This is a genomic window from Paraburkholderia aromaticivorans, assembly GCF_002278075.1.
GTDB classification, from domain to species: domain Bacteria; phylum Pseudomonadota; class Gammaproteobacteria; order Burkholderiales; family Burkholderiaceae; genus Paraburkholderia; species Paraburkholderia aromaticivorans.
On sequence record NZ_CP022989.1, the window covers coordinates 2,650,985 to 2,665,663 of the forward strand.

At 61.7% G+C, this 14,679-nt stretch carries 9 protein-coding genes; 5 read left to right on the forward strand and 4 right to left on the reverse strand.

The genetic code is table 11. From position 1 onward, the window contains the following. Window positions 1-234 precede the first annotated feature (234 nt). Together fixJ and fixL are read right to left on the reverse strand one after the other, a co-directional pair. The gene (fixJ, locus tag CJU94_RS12140) at window positions 235-879 is read right to left on the reverse strand and encodes an oxygen response regulator transcription factor FixJ (RefSeq protein WP_007181270.1); all 645 of its coding nucleotides are present in this window, start codon (window positions 877-879) and stop codon (window positions 235-237) included. Further along, window positions 876-3,392, reverse strand: a complete 2,517-nt coding sequence (fixL, locus tag CJU94_RS12145) for an oxygen sensor histidine kinase FixL (protein ID WP_095418897.1) — start codon at window positions 3,390-3,392, stop codon at window positions 876-878. Before fixL ends, fixJ begins: the two co-directional genes overlap by 4 nt. Window positions 3,393-3,667: 275 nt before the next feature. Here fixL and aceE point away from each other — a divergent pair, with 275 nt between their 5' ends. From aceE to lpdA, 3 genes are all read left to right on the forward strand, one after another. Then, window positions 3,668-6,364, forward strand: coding sequence for a pyruvate dehydrogenase (acetyl-transferring), homodimeric type (gene aceE, locus CJU94_RS12150; RefSeq protein ID WP_095418898.1), 2,697 nt, complete (start codon window positions 3,668-3,670; stop codon window positions 6,362-6,364). An 86-nt stretch (window positions 6,365-6,450) separates the two neighbouring features. After that, window positions 6,451-8,100: a dihydrolipoyllysine-residue acetyltransferase gene (gene aceF, locus CJU94_RS12155; RefSeq protein WP_095418899.1), complete on the forward strand. Its 1,650-nt coding sequence runs from the start codon at window positions 6,451-6,453 to the stop codon at window positions 8,098-8,100. A 121-nt stretch (window positions 8,101-8,221) separates the two neighbouring features. Beyond that, entirely contained in the window at window positions 8,222-10,027 is a 1,806-nt protein-coding gene (gene lpdA / locus CJU94_RS12160; RefSeq protein ID WP_095418900.1) for a dihydrolipoyl dehydrogenase, read from the forward strand. A gap of 356 nt (window positions 10,028-10,383) precedes the next feature. On the opposite strand, the gene CJU94_RS12165 is transcribed toward lpdA, so the two are convergent. Further along, window positions 10,384-10,956 (reverse strand): phasin family protein, encoded by a 573-nt coding sequence (locus CJU94_RS12165; RefSeq protein ID WP_095418901.1) that lies wholly within the window; start codon window positions 10,954-10,956, stop codon window positions 10,384-10,386. A gap of 772 nt (window positions 10,957-11,728) precedes the next feature. Between CJU94_RS12165 and pbpG the strand changes: the two genes are divergently transcribed. After that, a complete protein-coding gene (gene pbpG, locus CJU94_RS12170) occupies window positions 11,729-12,901 on the forward strand; it encodes a D-alanyl-D-alanine endopeptidase (protein ID WP_095418902.1) in 1,173 nt (390 codons plus the stop codon). A gap of 110 nt (window positions 12,902-13,011) precedes the next feature. On the opposite strand, the gene CJU94_RS12175 is transcribed toward pbpG, so the two are convergent. Further along, window positions 13,012-13,431: a hypothetical protein gene (locus CJU94_RS12175; RefSeq protein WP_095417045.1), complete on the reverse strand. Its 420-nt coding sequence runs from the start codon at window positions 13,429-13,431 to the stop codon at window positions 13,012-13,014. Here CJU94_RS12175 and CJU94_RS12180 point away from each other — a divergent pair. Next, window positions 13,430-14,677: an ISL3 family transposase gene (locus CJU94_RS12180; protein WP_095417046.1), complete on the forward strand. Its 1,248-nt coding sequence runs from the start codon at window positions 13,430-13,432 to the stop codon at window positions 14,675-14,677. The two genes, CJU94_RS12175 and CJU94_RS12180, sit on opposite strands and share 2 nt — an antisense overlap. The last annotated feature ends 2 nt before the right edge of the window (window positions 14,678-14,679 follow it).

Sequence of the window (14,679 nt, forward strand, 5' to 3'; positions counted from 1 at the left end):
GTCGAGCGGAATATCACGCGGGGCAGCGTCCGCCGGTCAGAGAACTAACTGGCGGGAAACGCGAGGCGATCAGAGAAATTGCAGGCGGGAAGGAGGGAAGCGGTGAGGCGCATGACAGGTGCGGAGGGCGAGACGGGCCGGACTCATCGATAGTCCGGCCATTGCTACGCGCTCACTTTTCTGGCGGCGACTCCCGCGAGGAGATGTCCTCCGGGGCATACCGCCGGGCGCGGCTTATTGCGCCGGTTGCGGCTTGTTCGACAGCGCGAGTCGCAGCAGATCGGCGACCGTGTTGACGTTGAGCTTTTCCATGATGTTCGCGCGGTGCGCTTCGACCGTCTTGATGCTGATGCCGAGGTCGTCGGCGATCTGCTTGTTCAGGCGGCCCGCGATGATGCGTTCGAGCACCTGATGCTCGCGCGCCGTCAGCTTGCCCAGACGCTCGGCGGCGGCGCGCTGCTGCTGCACGCTGCTGCTTTCACTGCGCGCCTTGTCGAGCATGCGCTCGACCAGCTTGCGCAACTCGGCTTCGTCGAACGGCTTTTCGATGAAATCCATCGCGCCTTTTTTCATCGTGGACACGGCCATCGGCACGTCGCCGTGGCCCGTCACGAAGATGATCGGCAGCGACGCGTTGTCGGCGATCAGGCGTTCCTGCAACTCGAGCCCGCTCATGCCGGACATCCGCACGTCGAGGATCAGGCAGGCGATCTGGCCCGGATGCGTGTGCGGCTGCCATGCGTCGATGAACTGCTCGGCGCTGGAGAAGCATTGCACGCGGTAGCCGTTCGCCTCCAGCAGCCAGCGCAGCGAATCTCGCACGGCCTCGTCGTCGTCGACGACAAAGACAGTTTCCTGTGTGGTGACTGGGCTGTTCATAGCTCTCCCGTAACGGTTTGTGGTGTCGGCGCCTGTGACCCGCCGTTGCTCGGGCCGTCAGGCTCTCCAATTGGCAGACTGCAATGGAACGTGGCGCCCGTGATATGGCCGTCGGATTCGACGTTGTTGACCACCCACAGACGACCGCGGTGCGATTCGATAATCGAACGGCAAATATTCAGCCCCATGCCCATACCGTCGGACTTGGTGCTGTAAAACGGTTCGAACAGCCGCTCGGCTGTTGCTTCGTCGACGCCCGGTCCCTGGTCGACGACGCTGATGCAGACAAACCCGCCTTCCAGCCGCACGACCACGCGGATCACCGGGTCGACCGCGTTCGGACGGGCTTCGGCCATCGCTTCGGCGCCGTTCTTCAGCAGGTTGACCAGCACCTGCTCGATCAGCACCGGATCGACGTAGATCACCGGCAGGCGCGCGCGCAGATCCGTGACGATGCGAATGCGGCGCTTCCTCGCTTCGATTTCCGCCAGACCGACCGCGTCCGCGACGATGTCGGCCACGCGGGTGGCCTGGCGCTTCGGCTCGCTGCGCTTCACGAACTCGCGAATGCGCTTGATGATCATGCCGGCGCGCACCGCCTGCTGGGCCGTCTTTTCGAGCACGGGCAGCAGATTGTCAGGCGTCGTCCGACCGGATTTAACCAGTGCGACGGTTCCGGAGCAATAGTTATTGATCGCGGCGAGCGGCTGGTTCAACTCGTGGGCGAGCGACGAGGCCATTTCGCCCATCGTCATCAGACGGCTGGTGAACTGCAGCTTTTCGTCCTGCTGGCGCGACAATTCCTGAGCCTGCTTGCGCGTGGTGATGTCGGTCGCGATCTGCATTTGCGCGAGGTGGCCGTCCACCCACTGGATGTACTGGCGGCGCACTTCGAACCACTTCTGAATGCTTTGCACGTAAACTTCCTGCGCATCGGCGGTGCTTTCGGTCAACGCCGCGGCGGGCAGCCCGGCGTAGGTATCCACCATATCGATCGAATCGGACGACGCCTGTGCGCTATCGAACCCGCCGCCCGCCAATTCCAGATGACCGTCCGGGCGAATCCCGAAGAGGTGGCGGTAATAGCGGTTGGCGAACAGCAGTTCGGCCTCGTCGGCGGCCAGCACGGACACGGCGGCGTCGAGGCTTTCGAGCACGGTGGTGAAGCGCTCGTGCGCGGCGGCGAGCTCTTCGCGCGCGCGTTTCGGTTCGGTGATGTCGGTCATCGACGACATCCAGCCGGTCTGGCGGCCCGAACTGTCGATCAGCGGCGAGACGTACAGACGCGCATGGAACAGCGACCCGTCCTTGCGGCGCACCCGCAATTCGAAGCCCGATGAGGGCGCCTTGCCGCGCAGCGTCATGTCGAGTTGGCGCTGCATTTCGGGGTAAGCGTCGCGCGGCCAGTAGGCGAACGGCGCGTTCTTGCCGACCAGATCGCTTTCATCCCAGCCGGTCATGCGGCAAAACGCCGGATTGACGTGGGTGATGCGCCCGTGCATGTCGAGCACGCGCATGCCGATCAGCACCGAGTTTTCCATCGCGCGGCGGAAGAACGCTTCGGCGTATAGCGCCTGCTGCGCCTCGAAGCGTTGCCGCGTGTGCTTCCACAAGCTCCACAGGCTCCACAACACGAAACAGGACAGGCCCGCCACCAGCCACACGAGCGTGTTGTTGGTGAAGTTGGTCATCTGCGGGAACGCGTAGACGCGCACCGAGACGCCCTGGCCCGGCGGGTCCAGCGGCAGGTCGTAGAACATGTCGCGCGGCAGGCGCGGGCGGGTCGACGTGGTGGTCAACTCGCGGTTGTTCACGTCGATGATCGAGATTTTGTATTTCGCCGAGAGTTCGGGCGGGATGTCGTGCTTGAGGATCCCTTCCACCGAGAACACCGCGGCGATCGTGCCGAGGAAGTCGCGGTCGCGGAACACCGGCGTTTGCAGCGTGATGTAGCCGTTGCCGAGGTCGTCGTAGATGAGCGGCGAATAAACCTGGCGGCGCGTGTTGCGCGCCTCGGCGAACGCGGCTTTGACGGCTTCGTCCATCTGCGTGTCGTTCGGGCGGGCGAGCCGCTGGCCGAACACGGGCAGCGCGGTATTCGGCCAGCGCGGCTGCTGCTGGCTCGTGTACCAGTTCATGTAGAGGATCTCGGGATGCCCCTGCATGATGTCGGTGGTGGACACCTGGAACGAATGCGGATCGGCGTGGCCGGCCACCAGATCGCGCGCGAGCGCCTGGATTTGCTCCTGCGCGCCGGTCATGGAAAGGCGGATCTGCTGCTGCGCCCACGCGACGTTACGGTAAAGCGTGTCTTCCTGCTGTTGCTGTTCGCGCCGGTTCAGACTCCACAGAATCAGACTCATGACGACCAGAAAAACCAGGATCGACAGGAGCGGCGTGAGCAAATAGGAATTGGACCACCATGGCCCATGGTGCCAGCGGGAGGACGGCGTCGAATCCGCCGGCGAACCGGCGGTGCGCGCCGAGCGTGCGAAAAGCCGTTCGGTCAACATGCGTGGCATTGTAGCGCAGCGCGTAGCTAGCAAATGGCGCAAAAAAGCGCTGAAAGTACCTTTAATCGGCGCAAACTAGCCGACGTATCCGTCGATCGGCAGTCAAATCAGGTTGCGTCGCAACAATTTTTCGCATTGTGAGAGTGAATCTCGTAATTCGAAAATTTTGTTGCGCGGACGTCGGGACCCTTATTACAATCGGCCGAAGCTGCCGCGGCCGTGCTTCGTCCGCGTCGTCTGTTCAAAGAGCGTTCCTCTACATCCAGGAGACGAGCATGTCCGCTGTACCCGACGAAGTCATGAAATATGTCGCTGCTGAAAAAGACGACGATCCCCAGGAAACCGGCGAATGGCTTGAAGCGCTGGATGGCGTGATTTCTGCTGTGGGCCCAGATCGCGCTCACTACCTGATCGAGAAACAGATCGAATTCGCCCGCGTGCATGGCGAACACCTGCCGTTCTCCGCCAACACGCCGTACATCAACACGATTCCCGTTTCGCGCCAGGCGAAGATCCCCGGCGATCAGGACATCGAACACCGTATCCGCTCGTATACCCGCTGGAACGCCATTGCCATGGTGCTGCGCGCCGGCAAGGAAACCAACGTCGGCGGCCACATCGCCTCGTTCGCGTCGGCCGCCACGCTGTACGACGTCGGCTACAACCACTTCTGGCATGCGCCGTCCGTTGAACATGGCGGCGATCTCGTGTTCGTGCAGGGCCACTCGTCGCCGGGTGTGTACTCGCGCGCGTTCCTGCTCGGCCGCCTGACCGAGAACCAGCTCGACAACTTCCGCCAGGAAGTGGGCGGAGAGGGCATCTCGTCGTACCCGCACCCGTGGCTGATGCCGGACTTCTGGCAATTCCCGACCGTCTCGATGGGCCTCGGCCCGATCATGGCGATCTATCAGGCGCGCTTCATGAAGTACATGCAGGCGCGCGGCATTGCGAAGACCGACGGCCGCAAGGTCTGGGCCTTCCTCGGCGACGGCGAAACGGACGAACCGGAATCGCTCGGCGCGATCGGCATGGCCGGCCGTGAACGCCTGGACAACCTCGTGTTCGTGATCAACTGCAATCTGCAGCGCCTCGACGGTCCGGTGCGCGGCAACGGCAAGATCATCCAGGAGCTGGAAAGCGAATTCCGCGGCGCGGGCTGGAACGTCATCAAGGTCATCTGGGGCAGCCGCTGGGATGCACTGTTCCAGCGCGACAAATCGGGCGCGCTCATGCGCCGCATGATGGAAGTGGTCGACGGCGAATACCAGACGTACAAGTCGGAGTCGGGCGCGTATGTGCGCGAACACTTCTTCAACACGCCGGAACTGAAGGCGCTGGTCGCCGAATGGTCGGACGAGGAAATCTGGAACCTGAACCGCGGCGGCCACGATCCGCACAAGATCTACGCAGCGTTCCAGGAAGCGTCGAATTCGAAGGGGCAGCCGACCGTCATTCTCGCGAAGACGATCAAGGGCTACGGCATGGGCGAAGCCGGCCAGGCCATGAACATCACCCACCAGCAGAAAAAGCTGCACGTCGATCAGCTGAAGAAATTCCGCGACCAGTTCCGCCTGCCGATCTCCGACGAGGAGATCGTCAACGTGCCGTACCTCAAGTTCGAAGACGGTTCGAAGGAACTCGAGTACATGCGCGCTCGCCGCCAGGACCTCGGCGGCTATCTGCCGGCGCGTCGCCAGAAGGCCGAATCGCTGCCGGTGCCGGAACTGTCGGCATTCGAGCCGCTGCTCAAGGGCACGGGCGAAGGCCGCGAGATCTCCACGACCATGGCGTTCGTGCGGATCCTGAACATCCTGCTGAAGGACAAGGCGCTCGGCAAACGCATCGTGCCGATCGTGCCGGACGAGTCGCGTACCTTCGGTATGGAAGGCCTGTTCCGTCAGATCGGTATCTGGAATCAGGAAGGCCAGAAGTACGTGCCGGAAGATTCCGATCAACTGATGTTCTACCGTGAGTCGGAAACCGGTCAGATCCTGCAGGAAGGCATCAACGAAGCCGGTGGTATGTGTGACTGGATCGCGGCCGCGACGTCGTACTCGACGCACGGCGAGATCATGATCCCGTTCTACATCTTCTACTCGATGTTCGGCTTCCAGCGTATCGGCGACCTCGCATGGGCAGCGGGCGACATGCGTTCGCGCGGCTTCCTGCTGGGTGGTACGGCCGGCCGCACCACGCTGAACGGCGAAGGTCTGCAACATGAAGACGGCCACTCGCTGCTGTGGGCGGCTTCGGTGCCGAACTGCATCAGCTACGACCCGACATTCGGTTACGAGCTCGCGGTCATCATGCGGGACGGCCTGCGCCGCATGGTCGCGGATCAGGAAGACGTGTACTACTACATCACGGTGATGAACGAGAACTACGAGCACCCGGCGATTCCGCAGGGCGACTCGGTGGCTGACGACATCATCAAGGGCATGTACTCGTTCCGCAAGGCCGAAGCGGACAAGAAGGCGCCGCGCGTGCAACTGATGGGCGCGGGCACGATCTTCAACGAAGTGATCGCCGCCGCCGACCTGCTGAAGAACGACTGGGGCGTCGCCGCCGATTTGTGGAGCGTGCCGAGCTTCACCGAACTCGCGCGCGAAGGCCACGAAGTGCAGCGCTGGAACCTGCTGCACCCGACCGAAGAGAAGAAGCTCTCGCACGTCGAGAAGCTGCTCAAGGACGCGCAAGGTCCGGTCATCGCCTCGACCGACTACGTGCGTGCGCTGACCGAGCAGATCCGCGCGTTCGTGCCGCAGAAGTTCGTCGTGCTGGGCACGGATGGCTACGGTCGTTCGGACACGCGTGAAAAGCTGCGCCACTTCTTCGAGGTCGACCGCTACTGGGTCACGGTTGCCGCGTTGAATGCACTGGCAGACGAAGGCACGATCGAACGCAAGGTCGTCGCCGAGGCGCTCAAGAAATACAACCTTGATCCCGCCAAACCCAACCCGATGACCGTCTAAGGCATCCTTCCCCGTGTGCCGTGGCGTGCGCGCCCGCCCCTGATCGACAGGGGCCGGGCGCGTGCGCGGCCCAGGAGACACTAACAATGAGTCAAGCGATCGAAGTCAAGGTGCCGGATATCGGCGATTACAAGGACATCCCTGTGATCGAGGTGCTGGTGAAGGCGGGTGACACCGTCGAGAAAGAGCAATCGCTCGTTACACTGGAATCCGACAAGGCGACCATGGACGTGCCGAGCTCGGCCGCCGGCGTCGTCAAGGAAGTGAAGGTCAAGGTCGGCGACAACGTGTCGGAAGGTTCGTTGATCGTCGTGCTGGAAGGCGCTGCAGGCGGCGCGGCTGCGCCCGCTCCGGCGCCTGCCGCCGCGCCTGCTCCGGCTGCCGCGCCGGCTGCCGCGCCGGCTCCCGCTCCCGCTGCGAGCGGCGGCGGCCTGCAGGAAGTCAAAGTGCCGGATATCGGCGACTACAAAGACATTCCCGTGATCGAAGTCGCGGTGAAGGTCGGCGACCGCGTCGAGAAAGAGCAGTCGCTGGTGACGCTCGAATCCGACAAGGCGACCATGGACGTGCCGAGCTCGGCCGCCGGCATCGTCAAGGAACTGAAGGTCAAGGTCGGCGACACCGTATCGGAAGGCTCGGTGATCGTCGTGGTCGAAACGGAAGGCGGCGCGGCCGCGCCGGCTCCGGCAGCGAAGCAGGAACCCGTCGAGAAGCCGTCCGATGCACCGGCGACTCCATCGCCGGCTCCGGCGGCGCCGTCGGCGCTCGCTATGGCGCCGGTGATTCCGGCCGGCGAAGGCGGCGCGCGTCACGCGAGCCATGCCTCGCCGTCCGTGCGCAAGTTCGCGCGCGAACTCGGCGTCGACGTGACGCAGGTGCAGGGCACGGGTCCGAAGGGCCGCATTACGCAAGCCGACGTGACCGCCTTCATCAAGGGCGTGATGACCGGCCAGCGTGCGGCGCCGGCCGGTGCCGCGGCTCCGGCTGCCGCGGGTGGCGGCGAGTTGAACCTGCTGCCGTGGCCGAAGATCGACTTCACCAAGTTCGGTCCGATCGATCCGAAGCCGCTGTCGCGCATCAAGAAGATTTCGGGCGCGAATCTGCATCGCAACTGGGTGATGATTCCGCACGTCACGAACAATGACGAAGCGGACATCACGGAGCTCGAAGCGCTGCGCGTGCAGTTGAACAAGGAAAACGAAAAGGCCGGCGTGAAGATCACGATGCTGGCGTTCGTGATCAAGGCCGTCGTCTCGGCCCTGAAGAAATTCCCGACTTTCAACGCGAGCCTCGACGGCGACAACCTCGTGTTCAAGCAGTATTTCCACGTGGGTTTTGCCGCCGATACGCCGAACGGTCTGGTGGTTCCGGTGATTCGCGACGCGGACAAGAAGGGTCTGGTCGAGATCGCGAAGGAAATGACGGATCTGTCGAAGGCCGCGCGCGACGGCAAGCTGAAGCCGGATCAGATGCAGGGCGGTTGCTTCTCGATTTCGTCGCTGGGCGGAATTGGCGGCACGAACTTCACGCCGATCATCAACGCGCCTGAAGTCGCCATTCTCGGCCTGTCGCGCGGTGCGATGAAGCCGGTGTGGGACGGCAAGCAGTTTGTGCCGCGCCTGATGCTGCCGCTGTCTTTGTCGTATGACCATCGCGTTATCGACGGGGCGGAAGCCGCGCGCTTCAATGCGTATCTGGGTGCGATTCTTGCCGATTTCCGGCGTGTGATTCTTTGATCGTGGTTTGAGGTCAGGTTGCAGGCGCGGGTTACCTGGGTTGCCCAGGCTTGCCTCGCGTGATCCGCGTCTGTCCGTTTGCGTGCACCTCGTCAACGATCAATAAGAGAAGGGGACACTAATGAGTCTCGTCGAAGTAAAAGTGCCGGATATCGGTGACTTCAAGGATGTCGATGTCATCGAAGTCAATATCAAACCGGGCGATGTCATCGAGAATGAACAGGCGCTGATGACGCTCGAGTCCGATAAGGCCTCCATCGAAGTGCCGAGCGACACCGCCGGCACCGTCAAGGAAGTACGCGTCAAAGCCGGCGACAAAGTCTCGCAAGGCACGGTGATCGCGCTCGTCGAAACATCGGCGGACGCGGCGCCCGCGAAAGATGCACCGAAGGCTGCGGCTAAAGAACCTGAGAAAGCGCCCGCTCAAGCGGAGGCCAAACCGCAGGCGGCCCAGGCGGCGGCTCCGGCCAAAGCGGCAACCCCCGCGCCGCAAGCGGGCAGCTTCTCCGGCAGCGCGGATATCGAATGCGACATGCTCGTGCTCGGCTCGGGCCCCGGCGGTTATTCGGCGGCATTCCGCTCGGCCGATCTCGGCATGAAGACCGTGCTCGTCGAGCGTTACGCGACGCTGGGCGGCGTGTGTCTGAACGTCGGCTGTATTCCGTCGAAGGCGCTGCTGCACACCGCGCTCGTGATCGACGAAGCCGAAGCGCTCGGCGCGCACGGCATCACGTTCGCCAAGCCGCAGATCGATCTGGACAAGCTGCGCGACTTCAAGTCGGGCGTGGTCAAGAAGCTGACCGGCGGTCTCGCCGGCATGGCGAAGATGCGCAAGGTCGAAGTCGTGACGGGTAACGGCACGTTCGTCGATCCGCATCACATGGAAGTGCAGACCGAAGGCGGCAAGAAGGTCGTCAGGTTCAGGCAGGCGATCATCGCCGCGGGCTCTGAAGCGGTGAAGCTGCCGTTCATTCCGGAAGATCCGCGGGTGGTCGATTCGACCGGCGCGCTCGAACTGCGTCAGATTCCGCAGCGCATGCTGGTGATCGGCGGCGGTATCATCGGTCTGGAAATGGCCACGGTGTACGCCACGCTCGGCGCGAAGATCGACGTGGTCGAAATGCTCGACGGCCTGATGGCCGGCGCGGATCGCGATCTGGTCAAGGTCTGGGAGAAGTACAACAGCAAGCGTTTCGCGAACGTCATGCTGAAGACCAGGACGACCGGTGCGCAAGCGAAAGACGACGGCATCTACGTCTCGTTCGAAGGCGAAAAGGCGCCGGCCGAAGCGCAACGCTATGACCTGGTGCTGGTCGCCGTCGGCCGTACGCCGAATGGCAAGAAGATCGGTGCGGACAAGGCCGGCGTCGCGGTGACGGATCGCGGCTTTATCGACGTCGACAGGCAGATGCGCACCAACGTGCCGCATATCTTCGCGATCGGCGATATCGTCGGTCAACCGATGCTCGCGCACAAGGCGGTGCACGAAGGCCACGTAGCGGCAGAAGCGGCGCATGGCGAGAAGGCGTATTTCGACGCGCTGCAGATTCCGTCGGTGGCTTACACCGATCCGGAAGTGGCGTGGGCCGGCAAGACGGAAGACCAGTTGAAGGCGGCCGGCATCAAGTACGGCAAAGCGGTGTTCCCGTGGGCGGCATCGGGCCGCGCGATCGCGAATGGCCGCGACGAAGGCTTCACGAAGCTGCTGTTCGACGAGGAAACGCATCGCGTGATCGGCGGCGGGATTGTCGGTCTGAACGCGGGCGACCTGATCAGCGAAGTGTGTCTCGCGGTCGAAATGGGTGCGGACGCAACGGATATCGGCAAGACGATTCATCCGCATCCGACGCTCGGCGAATCGATCGGTATGGCCGCCGAGTTGTATGAAGGCGTGTGTACCGATTTGCCGCCGCAGAAAAAGAAGTAATACGGTTCGGCCCCGTCCGCATTCATGCGGGCAGGCCGGATGACATAAAAAACGGCGCGTCCCGCAAAGGACGCGCCGTTTTTTTTGAGCAGCAGAGTGGGGCGGTTACCGCGCAACGACGGCGTTATCGGCACATGTGAAGTGAACGAAACGGCGACGGGACAAAAGCGGCGGGAAAAAAATCCCGGCCTTGCGCCGGGCAAACGATACGCTATGCAACGTATCGGAGCGTTCGGCCAATTAACACCGTGCGAGCGGCAACGGCACGACGCTGTTGCTTGCGGTAACGCCGGCACAGCGAGTGAGCTGTGCCGGCGCTCAATGATGCCTGCGGGGATGATGCTTGAGACGGAAGCTTAGACTGCCTTCTTGGCCGAGCGCGAAGCTTGTGCAGCGGCTTGCGAAGCTGCCTTCGATGCGGCCGTTGCAGCTGCGTTGAAGTTGCTTTCAGCGATTTCGACAGCTTGCTTGGTTGCCTTGTGAACCGTTTCGTACGTGGTGTTGGCGGCGGTAATGGCCGACTTCATCACGGCGACAGCGGTTTCCGAACCAGCCGGGGCATTCTTTGCAACGTTTTCGACGAGCGATTGGACCTTGCGGTTTTGCTCTTCGAATTGTGCTTCCGCGACGCGGGTGAATTCGCCTTGCGTTGCCGAAACGATCTCATACACGTGACGGCCGTACGACAGCGCCTTTTCGGCCACCGGCTGGGCAAGGCTTGCCTGCAGTGCCAGCAGTTCCTGTGCGTCTTTCACCGACAGCGCGCGTTGGGCATTTTCCTGGCTTTCCGCGAGCGTCGATTTCACGACCTGCAGGTTCAGCTCAACCAGCTTTTCGACGCCTTCGAATGCTTTGGTCGTCAGGCCGAACAGCGTTTCAAAATTGGCTTTCTGGGCTGCGGCGAATTGCTCGGGGGTCAGCAGAGTCATGATTTACGCTCCTGGATCGCGGTCTGTCTATGCGGACCGCATTGGGTAAGTGGTGAGACACATTGGTGCGTCCCGCCGGACCGCGATGTATTGTGCATCGCAGCAATGGTTCCCATTTTAGGATGCTGGCAACGAATGTCAAGTGTTTTTTGTGCGTCGCACCATATTAAGAAATTACTGATAAAACAAGATGTTATGCACTGAGCATGACGCCTGCATGACGCAGGTCAAATTGAGTGTTGCACCGCGCTGGTGCGAGAAAAATGCCGTATTGATTGGCACGTTGGTGAGGCATTTTGACCTCCCAGCGCATGCTGGAAGGGAAGGCGCTAACATCCGACAATTCGCGAACAACGTGAGTTGCAAATCGATGTAAACCGGAAAGTGTCACGGAACGTTAACGACACAATTCGGTCGAATGCGCGTCGGCGGTTTCCAGCGGACGTTTAACAAATCCGTGCAATTCCGGCGTCGTACCGTTTCACCGATAGGGCTCGACCTGCCGAGCCTTGACCGTATTTCCCCTGATCAAGGTTGTCTCGAAATTGCCGTTATGCTGGAAGAATCACCTCGATTCTCGCGTATGGCGGCAGCAGCGAGGCGATGCGCCCCGGCGATCGTTTTTTTCGATCGGGATGAGGCACTTATTCGTGTTTTGCGATCGGAGCTTACAAGCCGGTTTAAGGAGCGCTCATAAGTGCTTCAAATTGCTAATTTTTCGTTGTTTTACTACACTTGCGGAAAACCTCTCGCCGCTCCCTACCGAACACCCATGAAAACCGACATGTTTTCGTCGCTAAAAGTGATCCACGGCGCGGCCCGCAGCACCGCTCTGTCGGTGGCCGCCTCCATGGTCATCGCAGCGGCGTTCGCTACGCCTGTGAGCGCTTTTGCCGCCACGCCCGCCGAACCTGCAAAAACCTCCAAACACGCGAAAGCGGCCAAGAAGCCGGCCGCCGCCCCTGCCAAGGTGTCGAAGGCATCGAAAGCCGCGGTGGCCAAGACCGCAGCCGCTGAAGACGACGCGCCACGCGCGGGCGCCAAGCGCAAGCGCGTGACGTACACGTCGAATGGCCGTCACCACTCCGTGGTGCGGCGCGTCGCGTACGAGCCGCGTTCGCCGAGCGTCGGCCAAGCTTTCGGTCTGCACGAAACGCCGGACGCGCTCATGCTGCGCTCGAGCGTCGCTTACGTGATCGATCAGAACTCCGGCGAACCGCTTTTCGACAAGAATTCGCGCGCCGTGGTGCCGATCGCGTCGATCACGAAGTTGATGACGGCGATGGTGGTGCTCGACTCGAAAGAGCCGATGACCGACCAGATCGAAGTCACCGACGAAGACCGCGACTACGAAAAGAACACCGGCTCGCGCCTGTCGGTGGGCTCCGTGCTGTCGCGTGAGGACATGCTGCATATCGCGCTGATGGCTTCTGAGAATCGCGCGGCCGCGGCGCTGTCGCGTTACTTCCCGGGCGGCCGTCCGGCGTTCCTCGCGGCCATGAACGCGAAAGCGAGGCAACTCGGCATGACCGACACGCACTTTGAAAACCCGACGGGTTTGACGAGCCAGAACGTGTCGAGCGCGCGCGACCTCGTGAAGATGGTCAACGCGGCCTATCAGTATCCGCTGATCCGCAGGTTCTCGACCGATCGCAGCTACGAGGTGTACACCGGCAAGCGCTCGCTCGCGTACAACAGCACGAATGCGCTGGTGCGTAACCCGACGTGGGACATCGGCCTGCAAAAGACCGGCTTCATCAACGAAGCGGGCGAGTGCCTCGTGATGCAGGCGACCATTCACGGCCGTCCGATGATCATGGTGCTGCTCGATTCGTCGGGTAAGTACTCGCGGTTCGCGGACGCAACACGTCTGCGCACGTGGCTGGATAACGGCGGCGATCAGCCGCGCATCACCAGCGCGGACGCCAGCGGTGCGGGCACCTGAAGCGGTTCCTCAGCGGCCGGTTTGCGAACCGGTCCGCAATAAAAAAGCCTCGCACCTGCGAGGCTTTTTTTATGGCTCGTCGGCGGAATCTGTGGGTGGTTTGATGCGATTCATGAGGGACAGAGGAAGCGATAGAGTTTCTTGCAGGTAGCGTCAAAGGCGTTCTGCTCGTGCTCGGAGAGGTGCCTCGAAAGCGGGCCACCGAACTCGTGGATCTCATTGAGAAGCAGTGTGCGGGCATCCATGGCGGCTAAGTCCGGATCGACGTGACGGACTTCGATGAGATGGCCACCAAGCATCCAAAGGTGATCGCGGTGGCGGTGCAACGTTTTGCGGGCATAGCCGTGGGTCAGCAGGTGTTGCAGGAAAGGTGTGAAGACCTTCACGAGCGCCTGTCCGAATGGGATGTCCTCGTCCTCGAAGCGCCATGAGGCAGGCCAGTTCTGCAAGTCCGGGACGTAGCGCTCCAGTGCGTGCGGATCTGAGGTAACAATAGCGTCTTTACTGATTCCCGCGCGCTTGCTAACCATGTTGCTGACCCGCCTGCTCAATGCCTGCCATCATTTTCCCGGCTTCGTCTATGAAAGTGCCCGACTGTGCGAGCAGTCCAAAACCATCGAGATCGACGTGCGGCCACGCAAGGGTTCGAAGCCGATCTGTTCGTGTTGCAACCGGCCTGGCAGCGGCTATGACACGCTCGCATCGCGTAGTTTCGAATTTATTCCGATCTGGGGCTTCGCGGTGATTTTGCTGTACGCCATGCGCCGCGTCGACTGCCGTGAGTGCGGCGTGAAGGTCGAGACGGTGCCGTGGGCCATCGGCAAGCACACGCTGACCAAGGCCTACATGCTGTTTCTCGCGCAGTGGGCACGCAAGCTCTCCTGGAAAGAGACAGCGCAAAGCTTTCGCACCAGTTGGGAGAAGGTTGCCCAGGCGGTGGAGTGGGTGGTCGACTGGGGGCTGGCCCATCGCGAACTCGGCACCATCCGCGCTTTGGGCGTCGATGAAATCCAGTATGGCCGAGGGCACAATTATCTCACGCTGGTCTATCAGATCGAGGCCAGCTGCGTGCGCCTGCTTTGGGTTGGCCAGGAGCGCACGAAGGAAAGCTTCGCAAAGTTCTTCGTCATGATCGGCAAACGGTTGTGCGAGCAGGTCGAGTTCGTCTGCTCGGACATGTGGCGGCCCTACATCGAGATGATCGCACTACATTGCCCCAACGCGCTGAACATCCTCGACCGCTTCCACATCGTTGCCAAAATGAACAAGGCGATCGACGAGGTTCGCGCCGAGGAAGCTCGCCGCATGACCCGCGACGGCTATGAGCCAGTCCTCAAGAAGTCCCGCTGGTGTTTGCTCAAGCGGCCAGAGAACCTTACTGACAATCAGCGACTGCGCCTGCGCGATCTGCTGCACTACAACCTGCGCAGTGTCCGCGCCTATCTTCTCAAGGAGGAGTTCCAGCAGATCTGGGATTACATCTCGCCTGTCTGGGCAGGCAAGTTCCTCGATCAGTGGTGCACCCGGGTCATGCGCTCACGCATCGAACCAATGAAGAAGTTCGCACGCACCGTGCGCGCCCATCGAGAACTGATTCTCAACTACTTTCATGCGCGCAAGCAGTTCTCCAGCGGAATCGTCGAGGGTTTGAACAACAAGGCCAAAGTCACCATGAGAAAAGCGTACGGCTTCCGGACGTTTCGAACGACGGAAATCGCGCTATATCATGCACTTGGCAATTTGCCCGAGCCGCCGACAACCCACACTTTTTACTGACG

Bases quoted from the DNA above. Each gene is read 5' to 3' on its own strand.
- fixJ (WP_007181270.1), bottom strand. From the start codon at position 879: ATGAACAGCCCAGTCACCACACAGGAAACTGTCTTTGTCGTCGACGAC.
- fixL (WP_095418897.1), bottom strand. From the start codon at position 3,392: ATGTTGACCGAACGGCTTTTCGCACGCTCGGCGCGCACCGCCGGTTCG.
- aceE (WP_095418898.1), top strand. From the start codon at position 3,668: ATGTCCGCTGTACCCGACGAAGTCATGAAATATGTCGCTGCTGAAAAA.
- aceF (WP_095418899.1), top strand. From the start codon at position 6,451: ATGAGTCAAGCGATCGAAGTCAAGGTGCCGGATATCGGCGATTACAAG.
- lpdA (WP_095418900.1), top strand. From the start codon at position 8,222: ATGAGTCTCGTCGAAGTAAAAGTGCCGGATATCGGTGACTTCAAGGAT.
- CJU94_RS12165 (WP_095418901.1), bottom strand. From the start codon at position 10,956: ATGACTCTGCTGACCCCCGAGCAATTCGCCGCAGCCCAGAAAGCCAAT.
- pbpG (WP_095418902.1), top strand. From the start codon at position 11,729: ATGAAAACCGACATGTTTTCGTCGCTAAAAGTGATCCACGGCGCGGCC.
- CJU94_RS12180 (WP_095417046.1), top strand. From the start codon at position 13,430: ATGTTGCTGACCCGCCTGCTCAATGCCTGCCATCATTTTCCCGGCTTC.
- CJU94_RS12175 (WP_095417045.1), bottom strand. From the start codon at position 13,431: ATGGTTAGCAAGCGCGCGGGAATCAGTAAAGACGCTATTGTTACCTCA.